At 70.9% G+C, this 20,839-nt stretch carries 17 protein-coding genes; 11 read left to right on the forward strand and 6 right to left on the reverse strand.

Going from position 1 to position 20,839, the window contains the following annotated elements; translation table 11 throughout:
* Positions 1-10: 10 nt before the first annotated feature.
* The gene (locus ACPT94_RS16135; protein ID WP_360344800.1) at positions 11-943 is read left to right on the forward strand and encodes an oxidoreductase; all 933 of its coding nucleotides are present in this window, start codon (positions 11-13) and stop codon (positions 941-943) included.
* Positions 944-1,137: 194 nt separating this feature from the next.
* Here the strand turns inward: ACPT94_RS16135 and ACPT94_RS16140 are convergent, their stop codons facing one another.
* Together ACPT94_RS16140 and ACPT94_RS16145 are read right to left on the reverse strand one after the other, a co-directional pair.
* Positions 1,138-2,868, reverse strand: coding sequence for a SulP family inorganic anion transporter (locus ACPT94_RS16140; protein WP_489686585.1), 1,731 nt, complete (start codon positions 2,866-2,868; stop codon positions 1,138-1,140).
* 419 nt (positions 2,869-3,287) lie between these two features.
* Positions 3,288-3,893: a carbonic anhydrase gene (locus ACPT94_RS16145; RefSeq protein ID WP_360344804.1), complete on the reverse strand. Its 606-nt coding sequence runs from the start codon at positions 3,891-3,893 to the stop codon at positions 3,288-3,290.
* Positions 3,894-4,217: 324 nt separating this feature from the next.
* Between ACPT94_RS16145 and ACPT94_RS16150 the strand changes: the two genes are divergently transcribed.
* Positions 4,218-5,228 carry a response regulator transcription factor gene (locus ACPT94_RS16150; protein ID WP_425246131.1) on the forward strand — a complete coding sequence of 337 codons (1,011 nt, stop codon included), beginning with the start codon at positions 4,218-4,220 and terminating at the stop codon, positions 5,226-5,228.
* Positions 5,225-6,709 carry a sensor histidine kinase gene (locus ACPT94_RS16155; RefSeq protein WP_425246132.1) on the forward strand — a complete coding sequence of 495 codons (1,485 nt, stop codon included), beginning with the start codon at positions 5,225-5,227 and terminating at the stop codon, positions 6,707-6,709. The genes ACPT94_RS16150 and ACPT94_RS16155 overlap by 4 nt, the downstream gene beginning before the upstream one ends.
* A 305-nt stretch (positions 6,710-7,014) precedes the next feature.
* On the opposite strand, the gene ACPT94_RS16160 is transcribed toward ACPT94_RS16155, so the two are convergent.
* Positions 7,015-7,833 carry a fumarylacetoacetate hydrolase family protein gene (locus ACPT94_RS16160; protein ID WP_360350464.1) on the reverse strand — a complete coding sequence of 273 codons (819 nt, stop codon included), beginning with the start codon at positions 7,831-7,833 and terminating at the stop codon, positions 7,015-7,017.
* 147 nt (positions 7,834-7,980) lie between these two features.
* Between ACPT94_RS16160 and ACPT94_RS16165 the strand changes: the two genes are divergently transcribed.
* From ACPT94_RS16165 to ACPT94_RS16195, 7 genes are all read left to right on the forward strand, one after another.
* The gene (locus tag ACPT94_RS16165; protein WP_360350467.1) at positions 7,981-9,012 is read left to right on the forward strand and encodes a LacI family DNA-binding transcriptional regulator; all 1,032 of its coding nucleotides are present in this window, start codon (positions 7,981-7,983) and stop codon (positions 9,010-9,012) included.
* A gap of 739 nt (positions 9,013-9,751) precedes the next feature.
* Entirely contained in the window at positions 9,752-11,062 is a 1,311-nt protein-coding gene (eno, locus tag ACPT94_RS16170) for a phosphopyruvate hydratase (protein WP_360350470.1), read from the forward strand.
* Between the two features lie 58 nt (positions 11,063-11,120).
* Positions 11,121-12,125, forward strand: a complete 1,005-nt coding sequence (locus ACPT94_RS16175) for a VOC family protein (RefSeq protein ID WP_360350473.1) — start codon at positions 11,121-11,123, stop codon at positions 12,123-12,125.
* 24 nt (positions 12,126-12,149) lie between these two features.
* A complete protein-coding gene (locus ACPT94_RS16180; RefSeq protein ID WP_425246133.1) occupies positions 12,150-12,701 on the forward strand; it encodes a carboxymuconolactone decarboxylase family protein in 552 nt (183 codons plus the stop codon).
* 179 nt (positions 12,702-12,880) lie between these two features.
* Positions 12,881-13,945 (forward strand): alcohol dehydrogenase catalytic domain-containing protein, encoded by a 1,065-nt coding sequence (locus tag ACPT94_RS16185; protein WP_425246134.1) that lies wholly within the window; start codon positions 12,881-12,883, stop codon positions 13,943-13,945.
* Between the two features lie 97 nt (positions 13,946-14,042).
* Positions 14,043-14,981 carry a LysR substrate-binding domain-containing protein gene (locus ACPT94_RS16190; protein WP_425246135.1) on the forward strand — a complete coding sequence of 313 codons (939 nt, stop codon included), beginning with the start codon at positions 14,043-14,045 and terminating at the stop codon, positions 14,979-14,981.
* A gap of 262 nt (positions 14,982-15,243) precedes the next feature.
* Positions 15,244-16,110 (forward strand): 3-hydroxybutyryl-CoA dehydrogenase, encoded by an 867-nt coding sequence (locus tag ACPT94_RS16195; RefSeq protein WP_360350485.1) that lies wholly within the window; start codon positions 15,244-15,246, stop codon positions 16,108-16,110.
* A gap of 626 nt (positions 16,111-16,736) precedes the next feature.
* On the opposite strand, the gene ACPT94_RS16200 is transcribed toward ACPT94_RS16195, so the two are convergent.
* The 3 genes from ACPT94_RS16200 to ACPT94_RS16210 form a co-directional block, all read right to left on the reverse strand.
* Positions 16,737-17,912, reverse strand: coding sequence for an acyl-CoA dehydrogenase family protein (locus ACPT94_RS16200; RefSeq protein WP_425246136.1), 1,176 nt, complete (start codon positions 17,910-17,912; stop codon positions 16,737-16,739).
* Between the two features lie 89 nt (positions 17,913-18,001).
* Positions 18,002-19,210, reverse strand: coding sequence for a CaiB/BaiF CoA transferase family protein (locus ACPT94_RS16205; protein ID WP_360350510.1), 1,209 nt, complete (start codon positions 19,208-19,210; stop codon positions 18,002-18,004).
* 79 nt (positions 19,211-19,289) lie between these two features.
* Positions 19,290-19,724, reverse strand: coding sequence for a PhlB family protein (locus ACPT94_RS16210; RefSeq protein ID WP_360350494.1), 435 nt, complete (start codon positions 19,722-19,724; stop codon positions 19,290-19,292).
* A gap of 443 nt (positions 19,725-20,167) precedes the next feature.
* Here ACPT94_RS16210 and ACPT94_RS16215 point away from each other — a divergent pair, with 443 nt between their 5' ends.
* Positions 20,168-20,716 carry a DUF1062 domain-containing protein gene (locus ACPT94_RS16215; RefSeq protein ID WP_425246137.1) on the forward strand — a complete coding sequence of 183 codons (549 nt, stop codon included), beginning with the start codon at positions 20,168-20,170 and terminating at the stop codon, positions 20,714-20,716.
* Positions 20,717-20,839 lie beyond the last annotated feature (123 nt).

Genomic DNA, 20,839 nt, shown 5'->3' on the forward strand with positions numbered 1-20,839 from the left:
GAGTACCGCCATGTCCTCGAGAGCGTCCGGCTGGAGTACGTCCGACATCCCCGAGCAGAGCGGTCGTACCGCCGTCGTCACCGGGGCCAACAGCGGCCTGGGGTACGTCACCGCGCGGGAGCTGGCCCGCAAGGGTGCGCGGGTCGTCCTCGCCTGCCGCAGCGAGGCTCGTGGGCGGGCCGCCGTCGAGCGACTGGGCGGTGAAGTGCCGGGCGCCGACGTGGAGTTGCGTCGGCTGGATCTCGGGGACCTCGCCTCCGTACGGGAGTTCGCGCTGTCGTACGAGCGGCTCGATCTCCTCGTCAACAACGCGGGCGTGATGGCGTTGCCGTACGGCACGACCGCCGACGGGTTCGAGACGCAGTTCGGGGTGAACCACCTCGGGCACTTCGCCCTCACCGGACTGCTGCTGCCCGCGCTGCTCGCCACGCCCGGCGCGCGGGTGGTGAACGTCTCCAGCATGGCCCACCTGCTCGGGAACATCGACCCTCGGGACCTCAACTCCGAGCGACGATACCGTCGTTGGACCGCCTACGGCCGTTCCAAGACGGCCAACCTGCTCTTCACGCACGAACTCGCGCGGCGGCTGGCGGCGGCCGGGGCCGACGTGGTCGCGGCGGCCGCCCACCCGGGGTACGCGGCCACCAACCTGCAGACGGCCGGGCCGCGCGCCGAGGGGCGCCGGGGCGCCGAGCGGTTCATGGAGATCGGCAACCGCTTCTTCGCGCAGTCCGCCGAGGCCGGCGCGCTGCCCGTGCTGTACGCCGCGACCGCGCCGGACGTACGGCCCGACTCCTTCACCGGACCGTCCTTCGCGATGTGGCGCGGGGCGCCCACCCCCTCCTGGCGGGCGCCGTGGACCCTCGACGACCGGGCCGGGGAACGGCTCTGGGCCGCCTCCGAGCGGTTGACCGGCGTCTCCTACGAGGCCCTCAAGTCCTGACCGCTCGCGGGGCCGTGCCGCGCGGGGGAGCGGGCGGTGCGGGACTGCGCACCTACGCCGCGCGCCCGTCGGGGTGACCGACGGGCGCGTGACCTACGAGGGCCTCAGGAAGTACCGGCCATGGGACGAACCGGCCCTGAACCGTGTCGGCCTTCGGTGTCTCGGGTGCTCGGGTGCTCGGGTGCTCGGGTGTCTCAGCGGGAGGCGTGTCCCTGCGGGTGATGGGGGGCGTACTCCGCCGCGTACCTCTCCGCGAAGTCCTCCGGCATCGGTGTGGTGTCCAGGTAGAACCACTCGGCGGTGGGGCCGGGAGTGGCGGTGGGGGCCGGGGTGGCCGGGCGGCGGGGGAGGGCGGTGGAGGTCGGGCGGGGGATGTCGGACGTCGGTTCCGTGTGCCGGGGCGCCTGATCCGCGTCCTGAAGCTGCTGTTTCGCCGGGCCCGGCATCAGCAGTTCCACCCGTAGGCCCTTGCCGCGTTGCTGGGCGGTGAACTCCTCCACCTGGCTGCGGCAGGCGTGGTCGAGGTGGGTCACGCCGGTGAGGTCGAGACGGATGCGGGGCTTGCCGGCCTCGGCGGCGGCCTCCAGGGCCTCGATCACCTGGGGCAGGCGCAGGAACGTGGCGTTCCCGGCCATGACCACCTTCGCGGTGTCGTCCTCGATGTGCTGCCGGATGACGGTCTGCGACATGCGCACCGCGGCCAGCACGATGCCCGCCGCGAGGCCGATCAGGACGCCCTCCAGGAGGGCCGTCGCCACGATGACCAGCGTGGTCAGCGCCATGACCACGAACTCGCCCCGGTCCTGCCGCCACATCTTCGGGAACTCCGCCGGAGCGAACAGCTTCCAGCCGCTGTGGATCAGCACACCCGCGAGGACCGAGATCGGGATCAGGGCCAGCACCTGCGGGAGCAACAGCGCGAAGGCCAGCAGCCACAGGCCGTGCAGGGTGCGGGAGAGGCGGGTCCTGGCGCCCGCCTGGACGTTGGCCGAGCTGCGGGCCACGACCGCCGTGATGGGCAGCGCGCCCAGGAGGCCCGCGACGGTGTTTCCGGCGCCCTGCGCGATGAGTTCGGGGTTGTAGCGGGTGCGCGGGCCGTCGTGCATACGGTCCACGGCGGCCGCGGTGAACAGGGACTCCGCGGAGGCGATCACGGTGAAGGTCAGGATCGCGGTGATGACGCCGGCGTCCGCCAGACCCGCGAACTGCTCCGCGCCGGGTACGTCGACGGAGGCGATCAGGTTGCCGACCTGGAGGGTCTTCACCTCCACGCCGGGCAGCGCGGCGACCGCGATGCCGATGCCCACGGCGACCAGGGCCGCCGGGACCTTGTTGACCGGGCCGGGCACCTTCTTCCACAGGAAGCTCAGGACGACCGTGGCGATGCCGAGGCCGGCCGCGATCATCGCCTGCGGATCGCTGAACGTGTCCGCGAGCAGGCCGGGGATGCCGGCCATGTTCTCGATCGGGGTGCCGGGGGCCTTCGCGTCCATCGCCGGGTACGCCTGGCTGAACATCAGCGGCAGTCCGATGCCGGCGAGCATGCCCTGGACGACGGCCAGGGAGATCGCCTGGAAGAACTGGCCCAGCTTCACCAGGCCGAGGACGATCTGGAGGAGGCCGGAGAAGAGCACGATCACGCCGAGCATGGCCACGCCGTGCTCCAGTACGGTCTCCGCGACCAGCGCGGCGAGACCGGCGGCCGGGCCGCTGACCTGGAGGGTGCTGCCGCGGGCCGCGCCCACCACCAGTCCGCCGATGACGCCCGAGATGATGCCCAGTTCGGCGGGGACGCCGGAGGCGACGGCCACGCCGATGCACAGGGGGAGCGCGACCAGGAAGACGACGAGGGACGCGGTGATCTCGGTGGCCAGGTCGCCCTTCGGGGCCTTCGTGTCCTCCGGACCCTGACCGGCCCTCGGGATCTTCGGAAGCCCGGGGATCCTCGGACCTCTCGGGGTGGTCGAGGCGGGGGCTTCCGTGGCGTGGGGCGGTGCGGTGGGGGACTGCGCGGTGTCGAACTCCGGTGAGAGGAAGTCGGACCGGGGAAAGTCCGGTTCGGGGAAGCCAGATGGGGCGAAGTCCGGTTCGGGGAAGCCAGATGGGGCGAAGTCCGGTTCGGGGAAGCCAGATGGGGCGAAGTCCGTTGTGCGGAACTCCGGTGCGGGGACGTCGGAGGTGGCGAAGTCCGAGGTGAAGTCGGATCCGGGGTGGTTCCGCGGGACCGCGGGAGCCTGCGGGGGCCGGAACGGTATCCCGCCGGCCTCCCGGAAGGTGGGGCCCGACGGCTGCGGACCCGGTGCCGAGCCGCCCCGGCCCCGGGCGTGCCGGGCGTGTGCGCCGCTCATGCCGCGTGCACCCGGAAGTGGCCGTCCTGGTCCAGCTCGTGCACCTGGCCGGTGTCCACCTCGTAGTACCAGCCGTGCAGACGGAGCCGTCCCTCGCGGAGCCGGCGCTGTGCCGCCGGGTAGTTCCGCAGCACGGCGAGCTGGTTGACGACGTTCAGCTGGGCGATGTCCGGCAGGCGCGGGTCCTCGATCACGCCGTCCAGGACGGGGGCCAGCCTCGGGCGGGCCAGTTGCAGCCAGGCGTTCACGCCGGGCAGGCCGGACAGGTCGTCACCCGACTTCAGGGCGCCCATCGCACCGCAGTGGGAGTGACCGCACACCACGATGTCCTGAACGCCGAGCACCTCCAGTGCGTACTCGATGGTGGCCGCCTCGCCCGAGGCGCCCTGCCGGCCGTGCGGCGTGACGATATTGCCCGCATTGCGCAGCTCGAATATCTCACCGGGCCGCGCGCCCGTGATCAGGGCGGGTATCACCCGTGAGTCCGAGCAGGTGATGAACAATGCCTCGGGATATTGTCCGTCGGCCAGCTTCCGGTATTCACCGCTTTCGAAGTCCACGCGTCGCTTGAACGAGCGGGCGCGGTCCAGCAATGCCTTCACGGTTCCTCCCGGTGGGGGTTTCCAGGCCGGATCAGGGCAGGCCAGGGCAAGAGTCAGAGCAGGTCAGGGCAGGTCGGAGCAGGTCAGACCAGTTGTGAACCCGGTCGGCGGGGAGTTCCGACCGGGTGTTCATCACCGTAAAGGGGCGACTGCCAAGCGAAGGTTAGGGGAACACTAAACCGCCGACAGAAATGGGACAGTTTTCGTCCGCCGCTGAGCCGCTGATCACATTGGCCGGGATCCGGGCGACGTTTTTCGACCGTTCTTGTAGCGTGACGGGTCCACGGAAGACGCGAATTCGGTTCATGGGAGAGACGGGAACGCATGGGCGTACGAGTCCTGCTCATCGAGGACGACCAGACGATCGCCGAACCGCTCGTCGAGGGTCTCGGGCACTTCGGGCTGGCGGTGCATCACGTCCGCACCGGCAACGAGGGGTTGAGAGGGCCGTACGGCGATGTCGTCCTGCTCGACCTGGGGTTGCCGGACGTGGACGGTATCGACGTCTGCCGTGGCATCCGGCAGGCCTCGGACGTCCCGATCATCATCCTCAGCGCGCGGGGTGAGGAGGCCGACCGGGTGCTGGGCCTGGAGCTGGGTGCCGACGACTACCTGGCGAAACCGTTCAGCATGCGGGAGCTGGTGGCGCGGGTGCGCGCGGTGACGCGGCGGACGCAGCGCGGGGCGGGGGCGGGAGCAGGGGAGTACGGCGGAGGTGAGCCGGCCGGCGGAGAGGCCTTCGCGGGCGGCGGCTCGGGCGGCGGCGCCAGCACCGCGCCCTTCTCGCCCGCGCCCTCCACCACCCCCTCCTTCACCCCGGCGCCCTTCACCACCGCACCGGCGGCGGCCGCACCCGCGCCCCCCGCATCCGCCGCCCCCTTCGACCCCGTGCCGCCGCCCCCCGAGGCCGCCGAGGGTGCCGTGGTCGGTCCTCTGGTGGTCGACCGGCGGACCCGGCAGGTGTGGGTGGGGGAGGAGGCGGTGGTGCTGACGCCGAAGGAGTTCGAGCTGCTCGCGCTGCTCACGGAGGACCCCGGGGCCGTGTACTCGCGGCAGCAGATCCTGGACCGGGTGTGGGACCCGCACTACCAGGGGCCGACGAAGACGCTGGACGTGCACGTCGCCACGCTGCGGCGGAAGTTGGGCGACCCGGCGTGGATCCAGACGCTGCGCGGCGTCGGATTCCGGCTGGCGGTGCAGACGGCTCCGCCGGGCGCGCAGTCGGCGTACACAGCGCCGGGCGCGCAGCCGAAGTACGCGGCGCCGGGCTCGTACGCGGCGTTCGAGTCCCCTGGCGCGTACCCGTCACAGCAGCAGCCGGCGGACTGTCGATGACCCGTCGGCTGCTGCTCAGTTACCTCACGCTCGCCGCCCTGGTGCTGCTCTGTCTGGAGATCCCGCTGGGCTTCGTCTACTCGCGGGGCGAGCGGGAGCGGGTGACCAACGCGGCGAAGGACGAGGCGGAGTCGGTGTCGGCGTTCGCCTCCCTGTCCCTCTCGGCGGGCACTGCCGCGCGGGACCTGCCCGAACGAGCGGCCCACTGCGCCGAACGCATCGGCGGCATGGTGCTGATCGTGGACCGGTCCGGGGCGCTGCTGGCCAGTTCGCACCCGCTGTCCGAGCGGGAGGAGCGCGAGCTCGCGTCCCGGCCGGGCATCGCCGCCGCGCTGCGCGGGGTCGCGACGGCGGACGTGCGCACCTCGACCATCGGCGGCGTGGAGTATCTGGCGGTGGCCACCCCGGTGCGGCACGGTGCCGAGGACCAGGGCGCCGTCCGGATCACCGTGCCGACCCGGATGGTGCACGAACGTGTCCACCACGTCTGGCTGTTGCTGGCCCTCGGGGGGCTCGCGGTGCTCGCGGCCGTCGCCGTCGTCGGCTTCGCCATCGCCCGCTGGACCGGTCGGCCCATCCGTGAACTGGAGCGCGCCACGAACGAGTTGGCCGTCGGCGGCACCGTCGTACCGGTGCCGATCACCAAGGGGCCGCCGGAGGTGCGCAGCCTCGCCGCGACCTTCAACCGCACGGCCGCACGCCTGGAACACCTCCTGGCCTCCCAGCGCGCCTTCGCCGGCGAGGCCTCGCACCAGCTGAAGACCCCGCTCGCCGCGCTGCGGCTGCGGCTGGAGAACCTCGAGAACGACATCGCCCTGAACGCCCGGGGCTCCCTCACCGCCGCGCTGACCGAGACCGACCGGCTGGCCCGGATGGTCGAGGGGCTGCTCGCGATGGCCCGGCTCGACGAGAGCGCCGCCGAACGGGAACGGGTCGACCTCGCCGGGGTGTGCGCGGAACGGCACCGCGCCTGGACGCCGCTGTACGAGCGGCACGGCGTCCACCTCGCGCTGGCCGGGGACTTCGCCGGTGAGGTGCTGGCCGTGCCCGGGGCCGTCGAGCAGATCCTCGACAACCTGCTCTCCAATGCCCTGCGCGTGTCACCGCCCGGCTCCACCGTCTCCGTCGACCCGCGCCGGCATTCCCCCCACGAACGCCGCTTCCACCACCGCCCGAGCGGCCCGGCCTGGGTCGAGCTGCACGTCATGGACGAGGGCCCCGGTATGACCGAGGAGCAGCGCCGCCGCGCCTTCGACCGCTTCTGGCGCGCCCCGGACGCCCCCAAGGGCGGCACCGGCCTCGGCCTCGCCCTGGTCCAGCGCCTCGCCCACGCGAGCGGCGGCGAGGCGGTTCTGCGCCGGGCCCCACGCGGCGGCCTGGACGCGGTGATCCGCCTCCCGGCGGTGGGCCGGCCCGGCCCCGGCGCACCTGCCCAGCGACCGGCGAGAGCCCTGCAGACCGCGACACGGATCCGGGCCTGAGGCGAGCGGCCACCGGCGCGCCCGGATCCGCCTGGGTGCGCCCGGGCCGCCGTGCGGCGAGGTCCGCGGGTCATCCGCTCGGGCGGTACGTCGGCGAAGCCGCGCTCCGCCCTGTGCACGGAACCGCCGCGGGGGGGGGGGGCGGGGGGGGGGGGCGCCGCCCCCCGCCGGGGGGGGGGGGGGGGCGGCCCCCCGCCCCCCCCCCGGCCCGCCTGCCCCCCGGCCCCCCCCCCCCCCCCCGGGGGCCCCCCCCCCGGGGCGGGGGGGGGCCGGCCCCCCTGGCTCGGCCTACGGCGGGGCCGGAGTCAGACGCTCTCGGCCACAACCGGGTTGCGCAGCACGCCGATGCCCTCGATCTCGACCTCGACCTCGTCCCCGGGGTGGATCGGCCCGACACCGGACGGCGTGCCGGTCATGATCGCGTCACCGGGCAGCAGCGTCAGGTACCGGCTCAGGTAGGCGACGATGTCGGGCACGCCGAGCAGCAGGTCGGCCGTGCTCGCCGACTGCATGACCGTTCCGTTCACACGAGTGGTCAGCGACAGCCGGGACGGGTCGAGTTCGGTCGCGATGACCGGCCCGAGGGGAGCGAAGGTGTCCTGCCCCTTCCCGATCAGCAGCGTCCCGAACGCGCTCTCCTTGCGCTGGACGATGCGGTCGCTGACGTCATTGCCGCACGTGTAGCCGAGGATGTGTTCATGGGCCTCGGAGGGCTTCACATGGCGGGCTTCCTTTCCGATGACGACGACCAACTCGCCTTCGAAATGGATCAGTTCACCGTCCGCCGGATAGACGATGGCGTCCCCCGGGCCAATGACAGCCGTGCTCGGCTTCATGAAACAAACGGGAACTTCCGGAATCTCACGCTCGGTCTCGTCGACGTGCGAGGCGTAGTTGTAGGCGAACCCGAAGACGCGGGGCCGCTCGAGCGGCGGGAGAACGACGACGTCGCCGACATCGTCGACTCGCCCCGCGGAGGCCAGCCCGGTAAAGGGATCGCCCTCGAATCTGGCGATCCGGGTGCCACCGGATTCAAGCTCTCCGTAGTGACACACTCCGCCGACGGCATACCTGACGATTCGCAAAGGAGACCTCCGCAATTGGGCAGCCGGGGGCGGCTGCACGGCCCATCCAGCAGTGCTAACGTTAGCACGAAGGGAGATGACGAGCCCGGCGCCGGCTCTTCCGGCCACGCAGCGCAACATCAGGGCTATCGTTGGCACACGGAAAGTGACCGCACCAGAATCAGGCAGTTCGAGGGGGCCCACCACGTGATCACCACCAGGGACATCGCCGAACGCCTCGGCGTCTCCGTCTCGACGGTCGGCCGGGCACTCGCCGACGATCCGCGCATCAGCGAGGAGACCAAGTTCCGGGTCCGCCAGGCCGCTTCCGAGATGGGGTACGTCGGCAACCGTGCGGCGCGGATGATGCGGGGTGCCTCCAGCAACGTGGTCGCGCTGGTGATCCCGGACATCCGCAACAGCTTCTACTCGACCATCGCCCACGAACTGTCCAAGAACATGGAGGCCGAGGGCTACCAGCTGATGCTGTCGGAGACCGACGACGACCGGATGGTGGAGCTGCGCCACCTTCGGGAGCTGTCCGCCAACCGCGTCGCGGGCGTCATCATCGTGCCCAGCGCGCGCCCGCACAGCGAGTCCGTCAAACTCCTGCGCGCCCTGCCGCATCTGCAGCTGCTGCGCCGCCACCCCTCGCTCGGGTCCCAGTGGTTCGGCGTCGACGACCACGAGGCGCTGCGCCAGGCCACGGCCCACCTCGTGGCCCAGGGCCACACCCGCATCGCCTACCTGGGAGGCCCCGAAGAGCTGCCCACGGGTGCGGAGCGCCTGCGCGGCTTCCGCAGCGCTCTGAGCGAAGGCGGGCTGCCGGACGAGGCCGGGCGCGCGGAGCTGGGACCGCCGTCGTCCGTGGACCACGGCCGCGAGACGGTGCGCCGGCTGCTGAAGGGGCCGGATGCGCCCACCGCGCTGGTGCTGGGCTCGATCCAGCTCACGCTGGGGGTCCTGGAGGAGTTGTCCCGGCAGGGCGTGAAGGTGCCCCGTGAGCTGTCCGTGGTCGGGTTCGGGGACGAGCCCGGGTTCTCCTGGTGGGGCCCCGGACTCACCACGATCGGCCTGCCCATCCAGGAGATGGCCACCGGCTGCGCGCTGTGGCTGCTGCGCCGCCTCAAGACCCAGCCGAGCAACGACGGCCCGTACACGTCCCTCTCCCCCGGATCGCTGATCCTGCGCGGCAGCACCGCGCCACCCGGCGAGGGGGCCCCGTCCACATCCGGCTGACCGTGGAACGCCGAGTTGTACCGCCCAGCCGTCCCACTCGGCGCGCGGCGTCGGCCACGCACACCAAGGCGCCCGGAGCGATAAGCTCCGGGCGCCTGCGCATCGTCTGCGCGGGTCAGCCCGTTCCGCTGCGCAGCCGGCGCATGACACGGGCCGTACGCGCCGGCTCGTCGAGCCCCTGCTCGGCCGCGGCTTCATGGATCTTGCCGGGCCGGAAAGCGCCGTCCTCGTGTCGGGCTCGCTTTCGGTTCGGCCACGGTCCGGCCCGGCGGGCCCACGCCCCCTGTGCTGTCCGTCCGTCCAGGAAGAGAGCAGGCCCGCCGGAGTCCTTACCGGAGCGGACCAGTTGTGCGAACGATAGCACCAGCGGTCAGCCACACCAAGAGGGCACCCCGCGCGGCCAGTAGCCCCCAGGAGCGACTGACGCCCCCCTTGACACGACAACGGTCGCTGCGCACCATTGCGCTATCGTTAGCATTCGGAGTGCAACAGGCGGAGCAACCCTCGCCATCGCCTTCGCACCCGCACTCCCTCACCGGCCAGGCACGGCGACGAACAGAGCCGTACGACGCTTCGCTCGCCCGGCCCTACCGGCGCACCGATCCGGGTGCCGTACCGCGAGGTCGGCCGCGCCTCCGGAGGGCTCTGCCCGCCCCTCGCGGCGATGACTCCCCTACCGCGACGGCAGGCACGGCCCCGCACCACCTCGATCGTCCGAACTCCGAAAGGTTGCACCGCAATGACAGACGCGCGGATCGCCAAGCTCTACGGCCGCAGGGTGTGGGACTCACGGGGCCGGCCGACCGTCGAGGTGGAGGCGCATCTCGCGGACGGCGCGATCGGACGGGCCATCGCACCGGCGGGAGCCTCGACGGGTCAGGGCGAGGCGCTGGACCTGCGCGACGGCGGCAGCCGCTTCGGCGGGCTCGACGTCCATCGCGCGGTCGGCTCGGTGAACGACGAGATCGCCCCCGCCCTCCTGGATCTCGACGCGACCGATCAGGAAGCCGTCGACCGGCTCCTGGTGGACCTCGACGGCACCCCCGACCGCAGCCGGCTCGGGGGCAACGCGATCGTGGCCACCTCCATGGCGACCCTGCACGCCACCGCCGCGTCGGCGGGCGTACCGCTGTGGCAGCACCTGTCGAGCGGCCGGCCGGTCCGCATCCCCCTGCCGGAGATCCAGATCTTCGGCGGCGGCGCCCACGCGGACCGCCGCGTCGACGTGCAGGACTTCATGGTCGTCTGCCCCGCGGCACGGAGCTTCTCCGAGGCCCTGGACTGGACCGCGGAGATCTACCGGGCGGCCGGAAACCTGATGCGCACGGCGGGCAAGGCCCAGGGCGTGGCCGACGAGGGCGGCTTCTGGCCGGCGTTCGACTCCAACGAGGAGGCGCTGGAGACGCTGACTCTGGCGATCGAGACCGCCGGCTTCACGCCCTCGGCCCAGGTCGGCATCTCCCTGGATGTCGCGGCCTCCCAGTTCGGCAGCGCAGGGCGGTACACGCTCGCGCTCGACGACCGCACGCTGGACACGGCGGCCCTGATCGACATGCTCGGCAGCTGGATCGAGCAGTACCCGATCCTGTCCGTCGAGGACCCCGTCGGCGAGGACGACACCGACGGCATGGTCGAGTTCACCCGCCGCTACGGCCACCGCTGCCAGGTCATCGGAGACGACTACCTGGTCACCGACGCCAAGCGGGTGGAGGCGGCGGCCACCAGCGGGGCGGCGAACGCCGTCCTCGTCAAGCCGAACCAGGCCGGCACGGTCACGGAGGCGTTCCAGGCCCTGCGCGCCGGAAAGGACGCCGGCTTCGGCACGATCGTCTCGGCCCGCTCCGGTGAGACCGAGGACGTCACCATCGCCCACCTGAGCGTCGGATGGGACGCGGGCCAGCTGAAGGTGGGCTCGTTCACCCGCTCCGAGCGCATGGCCAAGTGGAACGAGGTTCTGCGCATCGAGGAGTCCCTCGGCGATGCCGCGGAATTCAGCGGCTGGTCCGCCTTCACATTCGCCGATTCCGCACCTTCCACGAACAGGCTGTAACAACCCAGAAGCATTAAAGTCAGCGAAATCCAGAGCCGACCGGAGCACGGAGACCAGCATGCTGCCCCCCGTCAATCTGCGCCCGAGTTTCAACATCACCCGAACCAGCCATGTGCGTCTCACCGTGGCCGACCTCGCCGAGAGCCGGAACTTCTACGTGAACGCCCTCGGACTCGTCGTCAGCGACGAGGACGAGCGCACCTGCTACCTCCGCGGCCTCGCCGAGGCGTGCCACCACAGCCTCGTGCTGGAACTGGACACGGAGGGGGCCGGCGCCTGCCGGAGGATCGGTTTCCGTGTCTTCCTCGACGAGGACCTCGACATCGCCCACGACTGGTTCCGCGACCGGGGGCTCCCCGCGGAGTGGGTGGACCTCCCCCACCAGGGCCGCACCCTGCACGTCAGCGACCCCATCGGCACGCCGCTCGAACTGTGCGCGCACATGGAGACGCGCCCACGGCTGCACATCAGCTTCGAGCACTACAAGGGCGCCCACGCGCAGCGGCTGGACCACTTCCAGACCTTCGCGCCGAACACGTACGAACTGACCGCGTTCTACGGCGAACTCGGCTTCCGCAACTCCGAGTACCTGGCGCACGGCGACAAGCTGCTCGGTTCGTTCATGTACCGCAAGGGCACGACACTGGACCTGGCGCTCGTGGAGAACACCGGTCCCGCCCTGCACCACTTCGCGTACACCGTCTCCGAGAGCCGTGACATCTTCACCGCCTGCGACTGGGCGGGCCTCCTCGGCTACGGCGAAGGCGTGGAGCGGGGCCCGGGGCGGCACGGTCCGGGCGGGATGCTCTTCACCTACCTCCGCGACCCCGACGGGCACCGGGTGGAGGTCTTCAACGCCCACTACCAGACGATCGACACCGAGGTGGAGCCCGTGCGCTGGGACGCGGGATCGCTCAGCACGAACGTCCGCTGGGGGTTCCCGGCGCTGGAGAAGTGGTACTTCGAGGCGTCGCCCTTCGTGGGGGTCGCGCAGACGCCGCCGGCCGAGCTTCCGAAGCCGATGACCCTCGAGCGGTTCCTGCTCGAACAGTCCGCCCACTGACCCTTTTGCCCCCGAGGAGACGCCATGGCACGAGTTCCCTACCTGCACCGCGACCAGGCGGACGAGGCGAACAAGCCGCTGTACGACCGGCTGGAAGCCGAACGCAAGGTACCGACGGCGAACATCTTCCTCGCCCTCGCCCACGCGCCCGAGCAGTTGGACGGCTTCCTGACCTACGCCAACTCGCTGCGGGCCAGTGAGCTCAGTCCCGCCCTCCGCGAACTGGCGATCCTGACCGTGGGGCACGTGACCCGGTCCGCGTACGAGGTGGCCCACCACCACTCACACGGGCTCAAGGCCGGGCTCACGGAGGAACAGATCGCCGCGGTGGGCGACTTCGAGTCGTCCGAGCTGTTCGACGAGACGGAGAAGGCGGTGATGCGGCTGGCCAAGGAGTCCACGCTCCGGGTCGACGTCTCGGAGGAGACATGGGCCGCCGCTGCCGAGCGCCTGCCTCGGAAGCAGATGGTCGAGCTCGCGCTGTCCATCGCCTGGTACAACTCCGGCGTCCGCATCATGGGCATGCTGGACATCGACCTCGAGGACAACTACCCGAACCCGTTCCCGAATTCGTAGTTCTCGGCGCCCCACGGCCCATCAACACACGCGAGATGTGATGACCGAGCCGCCGTTCCGCCGCCTCGGTCGCCGAACAGAAGGTCTCCGGCCCCCGATCGTCGGGACGGAACATTTTTTCAAGGAGTATTTCAATGGCGAAAATGCTCGCTGCTCGACTGCATGCGCTCGGTGAGCCTATGTCCGTGGACACGGTCGATGTGCCCACCCCGCGGGCGACCGACGTGCTGGTACGGGTCAAGGCGTGCGGAATCGTGCCGAACATGGCCAACGTGATCAACAACTGGCCCACCTGGTACCCGCACCAGCCGCTGCCAGAGCTTCCCGCGATCTTCGGCCTGGACCCCGCGGGCGTCGTCGAGGCGGTCGGCGAGGCGGTGCTCAACACCAAGCCCGGCGACCGGGTCTATGTGAGCCCCCTGCGGTCCTGCGGCAGCTGTCAGATGTGCCGCGGCGGCGAGCTCAGCCGCTGCCGCTACTTCACCCTGAACGGCTACTTCAGCACCTCCCGCGACGGCCAGCGCATTTTCGACCTCTACCCCTACGGCGGCTTCTGCGAGTACATGACGGCACCGCAGCACGCGATCGTCGACATCCCCGACAACATGACGTTCGAGCAGGCCGGCAAGCTCGGCTACATCGGCACCTCCTACCGAGCCCTCAAGTACGCCGCTGCCGGCCCCGGCCAGGTCGCGCTGATCGACGGAGTCACCGGCACCCTCGGCATCGCCTCCACCCTCCTCGCGCTGGCCTCGGGCGTCTCCAGGGTCCTCGGGACCGGCCGCAACGAGGAGTTGCTCAAGCGCGTACAGGAGCTGGCGCCGGACCGGATCGAGGTCATGCGGCTGGGCGAGGGCTCCACGGGCGCGTGGGCGAAGTCCCGTACGGGCGGCGAGGGGGCGGACTTCGTCATCAGCGCCCTCGGCGCCAAGGCCCCGGTGGAGACCATGCTCGACTCCATGCAGGGCGTCCGCCGCGGCGGCAGGGTGGTCAACGTCGGTGGCGTGGCCGACCGGCTGCCGCTGGACGTGAAGTGGCTCATGGACGAGCAGGTCCAGTTGATCGGCTCCAACTGGTTCACCACCGCGCAGGGCCAGGAGGTCGCCGACATGGTGGCGACCGGAGCCCTCGACCTGTCGTACCTGATCACGAAGCCCTTCCCGCTGTCCGAGGTCAACGAAGCGATCTCGGGGCGCGCGACGGACCTCGACGGCGGGTTCAGCAACTATGTCGTGATCCCCTGAAGCTCGGATCACCCATACTCACCCCGCGGCGGTCCTGTTCTGCCCTGACACCGCCGCGGGGTGCCCACCTCACCGGCCCGGCCGGACGGAGGAGCCGATGGAACTGCGCTGGCTGGAATCGTTCGTGACCGTCGCGGAGGAGCTGCACTTCGCTCGGGCCGCGGACCGTCTGCACCTGGCGCCATCGGCACTCAGTGCCCAGATCAGAGCACTGGAGTCACACCTGGGCGTACGGCTGATCGACCGCGGCCGGCGCACCCGCCCGGCCCTGACCGGTGCCGGGCAACTGTTCCTCGAAGAAGCGCGGCTCACCCTCGCCCAGGCCGCGCGGGCCGTGGCGGTGGGCCGGCGTGCCGGACGCGGCGAGCTGGGACACGCCCAGATCGCGTACGTCGCCTCGGCCGCGTTCTCCGGGGTGCTGACCGACGTCCTCACCCGCTGCGCGGCCCCCGGCACCGATCTGACGGTGCAGGTCCGCGAGTTGGAGACCCCGGCCCAGCTGGAGGCGCTGGCCTGCGGGGACATCGACGTCGGCTTTCTGCGCTGGCGGCCGGAGTACCCGCCCGAAGTCACCGCCACCTGTCTGCTCACCGAGAGGGTCGTGCTGGCGCTGCCGGCCGATGCGCCGCTGGCGGCGTACGAGGCGGTGCCGGCGGCGGAGCTGCGCGACGAGTGCTTCGTGGCCCCGCACTTCGACGAGGAGTACGGCTGCCGCGACCAGATCCTCGAAGTGGCGGAGCAAGGGGGTTTCAGCCCACGATGCGCTCCCCCGGTGCGGGACTTCATCGCCGCTCTGACCCTGGTGGGCGGTGGTCTCGCGGTGGCCCTGGTCCCCGACTCCCTGCGCCGCGTCCAGATCCCCGGGGTGGCCTACCGCCCCCTGGCGGACGTACCACTGACCACCCGGCTGGTGGGCGCCTACCGCCGGAGCGAGACCTCGCCCGCGGTGCGCAGGGTGATCCGCAGGCTGCGGGAGGCGGCCGCCGCCACGGTCACGACCGGCTCAGACCACGGTGCCTCCGGAAGCGACGCCTGACCCATCGTCAGCGCGTGCCGTCGTGGAGGCCCGCGGCTGCCTCCTCCGACTCCCCTGCCCGGCCGCCGGGCCCGCCCGGTCATGATCAGCGTGCCCCGGACGGCATGGCCGGTCAAGGACGGACCGACGCATGTTTGTGCGTGGAATACGCACTGTCCGAGCAGGTCAGAGGGGGTGTGCCCGACCTAGGCTCAACACGGAACCACAGACCGTGGCGGCGTCTGTCGACCGCCATCGGACGGAGGGACAGGCGGAGGAGCACATGACATCGATCAAACACGTGGGCGTCGTCGGCGCCGGCCAGATGGGCCGGGGTATCACCGAGGTCTGCGCCCTGGCCGGGCTGCACGTCACGCTGTGCGACATGACCGAGGAGCGGGCCCGCGCCGGTCTCGCGGGCCTGGCGGACTCCCTGCTCAAGGCGGAGCAGCGCGGCGCCATCACCCCGGAGGACCGCGCACACGCCCTGGCCGGGGTCTCGGCCACCGCCGACCTCTCCCGCCTGTCCGGCGCCGACCTGGTCATCGAGGCCGCCGTCGAGGACGAGCAGGCCAAGACGGAGCTGTTCCGGCAGCTGGACAAGGTGGTCACCGACCCGGCAGCCGTACTGGCCAGCAACACCTCCTCGATCCCCATCGCCCGGCTCGCGGCCGCGACCGGACGACCGGAGGCGGTGGTGGGCCTGCACTTCTTCAACCCCGTTCCCGTGATGCCCCTGGTCGAGATCATCCCCTCGCTGCACACCTCGAAGGACACGGAACTGCGTGTGCGCGCCTTCGCGGGCGAGGTTCTGGGCAAGAAGACGGTGGTGGCCCAGGACCGCGCGGGCTTCGTGGTGAACTCCCTGCTGATTCCCTACCTGTTGGCAGCGGTGCGGATGGTCGCCTCCGGCACGGCGTCGGCCGAGGACATCGACACGGGGATGACCGCCGGCTGCGCCCACCCCATGGGCCCACTGCGCCTCGCCGACCTCATCGGCCTGGACACCGTGGCGGCCATCGGCGAGGCCCTGTACGAGGAGTACCGCGAACCGCTGTACGCACCGCCCCCGTTGCTGCGCCGCATGGTCGAATCGGGCCTGCTGGGCCGGAAGTCGGGACAGGGATTCTTCACCTACCGGGCGGCCTGAGAGCAACGGCCACAGCGGTGTCCCGCACGTCGGGACACCGCTACGTCCACCGTCGTCAGGTCGCATCGGCCTCGCGCCGCTGACGGGGCCGGCACTGCCTGCCGGTCGATGAGCGGACGACTGGGCGGCCGCAGAGAACGGCGGCGCGTACACGCAAGGCGCCGCTCACTGGCGAACCGCTCGACCTACGCGGAGTCTCCCGCGGGTGACCGCACAGCTCCCATGGGAGATGCACGGCGTCGAGGCCGAACCCGACCGGGAGTCCCTGGACTTCCACGGCAGTGGGGGGCATCGGGCAGCGAAAGCTCGCGGGCGGCAGCACGGGCGCTGTGGCGGAGCCCGTGCCTGAACAGTCACCGAGGAAGGCGGGGAGCTGGAGCTGATCTATCTGCTCCAGCACGGGAGTTGGTGCGGGGGCCGGTATTCGAGGCCGCCACGGCTACGGTGCGTGCCGCCGCCGGCGAGCTGCCCGACCAGCCGGGCGACCGCGTCGACGCCGTGGCGGCGTACCGCTCCGGGGACGTGCTGAGGCGTGACGGGAGCCGGCCGGCAGCGTCGGAGGGGAGGTGCCGCCCTCGGCGTCGTGGGTGAGGGCGCTGTGGCGGAGCCCGTGCAGGGTTCCGTGATCAGCGGAACGCCGCCTGGCCGGTGATCGCCTGGCCGACGACCAGGGTGTGCATCTCGCTGGTGCCCTCGTAGGTGAGGACGGACTCCAGGTTGTTGGCGTGGCGCAGGGGCGAGTACTCCAGGGAGATGCCGTTGGCGCCGAGGATCGTGCGGCATTCGCGGGCGATGGCGAGGGCCTCGCGAACGTTGTTGAGCTTGCCGACGCTGATCTGCTCGGGGCGGATGCGGTGTTCGTCCTTCAGGCGGCCCAGGTGCACGGCGAGCAGGGCGGCGCAGCTCAGCGACACGGTCATGTCGGCGAGCTTCTTCTGGGTGAGCTGGAAGCCGCTGATCGGCCTGTCGAACTGGACACGGGAGTCGGCGTACTCGAGGGCCGTCTGCAGGGAGTCGCGGGCGGCGCCGACCGCGCCGAAGAGGATGCCGAAGCGGGCTTCGTTCAGGCAGGACAGCGGTCCGCGCAGGCCCTCGGCGAGCGGCAGCCTGGCCGAGTCGGGCAGCCGGACGTCGTCGAAGTACAGCTGCGAGGTGATCGACGCGCGCAGCGACATCTTCTGCTTGATGTCCTGCGTGGTGAAGCCGGGCGTGCCACGCGGGACGAGGAAGCCGCGCACGCCGTCCTCGGTCTGCGCCCAGACGGTGGCCACGTCCGCGATGCCGCCGTTGGTGATCCACATCTTGGAACCGTTGAGGATCCAGTCGCCGCCGTCACGGACGGCCCGGGTGCGCATCCCCGCGGGGTTGCTGCCGAAGTCGGGCTCGGTCAGGCCGAAGCAGCCGATCGCCTCACCGGCGGCGAGCCGCGGCAGCCACTGCTGCTTCTGCTCCTCCGAACCCCACTTCCAGATGGAGAACATCGACAGCGAGCCCTGCACCGAGACGAAGCTGCGGAAGCCGGAGTCCGCCGCCTCCAGCTCCAGACAGGCCAGGCCGTAGGACACGGCGTTCGTCCCGGCACACCCGTAGCCCTCCAGGTGCATGCCGAGTACGCCCAACTTTCCTAGTTCCGGGGCGAGTTCACGGGCGAAGTGGGCGTTCTCGAACCACTCGGCGATGTGCGGGCGGACCCGGTCGGCCAGGAACTGGGCGACGGTGGCCTGGATCTCGCGTTCCTCGTCCGTGAGGGTCGAGGACAGATCGATCAGGTCGAGGGGGTCCTGCATCGGCTTGCCGTTCATCTGGGGCTCCTTGTGGTCATTGGTTGGTATTCAAGTGGCAGTTCAGTAAACCGGTGTCGACGCCGCGAGCGGTCGGTTGACCGTCCGTGTCAGGCGGAGGTGTGGTCGGCGAGGCTGTGGAGGATCTCCTCGGTGTGCTGGCCCAGCCTCGGCGGGGGCAGCAGGTACCGTGCGGGCGTTCCGCTCAGCGTGATGGGATGCGCAACTTGGCGGACGGCACCGCCGTTTGCTCCTTCCGCCGTCGTGGCGGGGATCTCGACGATGCCGGGCAGGCCGAGTCGCTGGGCGAAGACGAACGCCTCGTCGAGACCGTTGACCGGGCCCGCCGGCACCCCTGCGGCCAGCAAGGCGGTCGACCAGTGGTCCGCGCCTCCGGTCTGCAGCAACCGGGTCAGCTGCTCCCGCAGCTCGGTGCGGTGGGCGACGCGATCGGTGTTGGTGCGGAAGCGGTCGTCGAAAGCGAGGCCGGGATCCCCGACGACCTCGGCGAGCGCGGCGAACTGCTTGTCGTTGCCCACCGCGAGGGCGATCGGGCGATCGGCGGTCGGGAACGTCTCGTACGGAGCGATGCTCGGGTGTGCGTTGCCCATACGCCCCGGGACGAGACCGGCGACAGCGTAAGCCGAGGCTTGGTTGACCATGGCCGACAGCAGCGAGCCGAGCAGGTTCACCTCCACGAGTTGCCCCTCGCCGGTGGCGTCCCGGTGCCGGAGCGCCGCGAGGATGCCGAGCGAGGCGTGCAGCCCGGTGATCACGTCGACCAGGGCCACGCCCGCCTTCACCGGCTCCCCGTCCACGGTTCCGGTCACGCTCATCAGACCGCCGACAGCCTGCACGAGCAGGTCGTATCCGGGGATCGCGGCGCCCGCGCCGCTGCCGAAACCGCTGATCGAGCAGTAGATCAACCCCGGGTGGCGCGCACGCAGTTCCTCGGGGCCGAGCCCCAGCCTTTCCATTGTGCCGGGACGGAAGTTCTCCACCACCACGTCGGACTCGGCGATCAGGGCACGGGCCTGTTCGAGGCCGGTCTCGGTCGTGAGGTCCAGGACGACGGACCTCTTGTTCCGGTTGACGCTCAGGAAGTAGGTCGACGTGCCGCCGTGGTCCGCCGGCGGGTGCCAGGCCCGGGTGTCGTCCCCGATACCCGGCCGCTCGACCTTGACCACCTCGGCGCCGAGGTCGGCGAGGAGCATGGTGGCGTACGGCCCCGCGAGAACCCGGGAGAAGTCAGCGATGCGCAGACCGTCCAGCGCGCCCCGCACCGCTCCGTCGAGACCGCCGGCCCATCCGTCCGGCATGCTGTGCTGAGTGCTCACGCACCCTCCTCTCTGATCGTCCCGCCTGCCGTGACTCCACCAACGCCGGAGCCCGACCCCGTCACCACCAACGCGGCAAAGGCTGTGCCGACTCGGTGAGTTCGACGACGGGAAGGCCCTGGCCGAGGGGGACGACGGCCCGTACGACAGTCACCCGCGCGCCCACCGCCACCACGAACGGTGCCGTACCAGTGACCTGGCAGAGCAGGTTGAATCCCTCGTCCATCGCGACGAACCACGTGTTGTGCTGGGCGTGGCCGTTGCGGCGAACGACGACTCCGACACCCGCGCTGCGTTCCCGGCTGAAGGCCATGGACCCGCAGGCACGGCAGAACGAGCGCCGGTAGGCCGGCGTGCCGCACCACAGGCAGCGCTGGAAGAACAGTTCGCGGCACCCCGCCGGTGCGCCCGGCAGACCCGTCGGGGTCGTGTCGGCGGCAGCCGCTTCGGGGGCTTGCGCGAACTCGGTGTGTTCGCGGGTTTCTGTCTGGAGCATCGCGGCCTCCCGCACGCAGTTCGGCGACCCGGAACACAGGTGACCGGCGTCCGATGTCCCCCTCAGCCTGGCCCGGCCGCGAATCGCTGGTCAACGACGAGATGACGCATCTTTGTGCGTGGAAAACGTGCGGCTACCGCCGAGTTCGGAGCGGTCCGCGCGGCGTTGCCCTCGCCGCAGATCCTGCCGGCCGCCGGGCACAGCCTGCTGCTCTCTCCGCCGTGGAGCTCGTTCCAGCCGGACAGACCTGACGGTGAGGCGCTCGAAAACCAGTGGAACAGCGGAACTGTGCGCCTTTACCGTGCTGTCGCACCAAGTCGTCGAGTCAAGGACGTGCCGTTGTACACCGTGTGAGACCTCCCGAGTGCTGATTCGTCGCGCGTCGCGCATGTGCGCCGCGCTCCTTTCTGCTGCGGACTTCTCACTGAAACCGGTGTACTTCTGTGCTCGAAAACTGGGTGGTCATGCCCACCTGCCTGCCGCTCGTCCGCCGTCGTTGCCACACGTGCGCGTCCGAGCGCTTCCGGGCAAGCGGTAAATTTCGCGTCAACGCAAACCACAAGCTCATCGACGCCTGGCTCCTCGTGCTCTGCACCGCTTGCGGGGACACCGCAAAGCTCACGGTCCTGGAACGGATGAACGTGCGCAGCGTACGACCGGAGCTGCTGGACCGGCTGCATGACAACGATCTTGGCCTGACAGCTGAGCTGCTCCAGGATCCGGTCGTGCGGCGCCGTAATCGCATCGCCCTCGACTGGGACAACGCCTGGCGCCTCGACACCGGCGGATCGGATCACCTGGACCGCGAGGTGATCGACGTCTCGGTCCGCTTCGCGGCGCGGATTCCTGTCCGGCCGGTGCGACTGATCGCCGAGGGTTGCGGTCTTTCACGGGCCGAGGTCGAGAGACTGATCACGGAAGGGCAAATCGTTTCGGCAGTCCGGCTGAGCGGCAAGCTCTCCGGCGACTTCACCTTCACGCTCAAGCGCTGAGCCGGCGCGAGGCAGCCCGCCGCAGCAGACGAAACCCGCGTCACCGGTCCGACGGGACCACGAGGCCGGGCCGCGGCGGGGAAGCCGACAGGAACGGCGTCCCCGCCGCGCCCTCATGTCTGC

It is taken from the genome of Streptomyces aurantiaciflavus (assembly GCF_049808595.1).
Lineage (GTDB): Bacteria > Actinomycetota > Actinomycetes > Streptomycetales > Streptomycetaceae > Streptomyces.

Coding starts and splice junctions, on each gene's coding strand:
- ACPT94_RS16135 (WP_360344800.1), top strand. CDS start 11: ATGTCCTCGAGAGCGTCCGGCTGGAGTACGTCCGACATCCCCGAGCAG.
- ACPT94_RS16150 (WP_425246131.1), top strand. CDS start 4,218: ATGGGCGTACGAGTCCTGCTCATCGAGGACGACCAGACGATCGCCGAA.
- ACPT94_RS16155 (WP_425246132.1), top strand. CDS start 5,225: ATGACCCGTCGGCTGCTGCTCAGTTACCTCACGCTCGCCGCCCTGGTG.
- eno (WP_360350470.1), top strand. CDS start 9,752: ATGACAGACGCGCGGATCGCCAAGCTCTACGGCCGCAGGGTGTGGGAC.
- ACPT94_RS16175 (WP_360350473.1), top strand. CDS start 11,121: ATGCTGCCCCCCGTCAATCTGCGCCCGAGTTTCAACATCACCCGAACC.
- ACPT94_RS16180 (WP_425246133.1), top strand. CDS start 12,150: ATGGCACGAGTTCCCTACCTGCACCGCGACCAGGCGGACGAGGCGAAC.
- ACPT94_RS16185 (WP_425246134.1), top strand. CDS start 12,881: ATGTCCGTGGACACGGTCGATGTGCCCACCCCGCGGGCGACCGACGTG.
- ACPT94_RS16190 (WP_425246135.1), top strand. CDS start 14,043: ATGGAACTGCGCTGGCTGGAATCGTTCGTGACCGTCGCGGAGGAGCTG.
- ACPT94_RS16195 (WP_360350485.1), top strand. CDS start 15,244: ATGACATCGATCAAACACGTGGGCGTCGTCGGCGCCGGCCAGATGGGC.
- ACPT94_RS16200 (WP_425246136.1), bottom strand. CDS start 17,912: ATGAACGGCAAGCCGATGCAGGACCCCCTCGACCTGATCGATCTGTCC.
- ACPT94_RS16205 (WP_360350510.1), bottom strand. CDS start 19,210: ATGCCGGACGGATGGGCCGGCGGTCTCGACGGAGCGGTGCGGGGCGCG.
- ACPT94_RS16210 (WP_360350494.1), bottom strand. CDS start 19,724: ATGCTCCAGACAGAAACCCGCGAACACACCGAGTTCGCGCAAGCCCCC.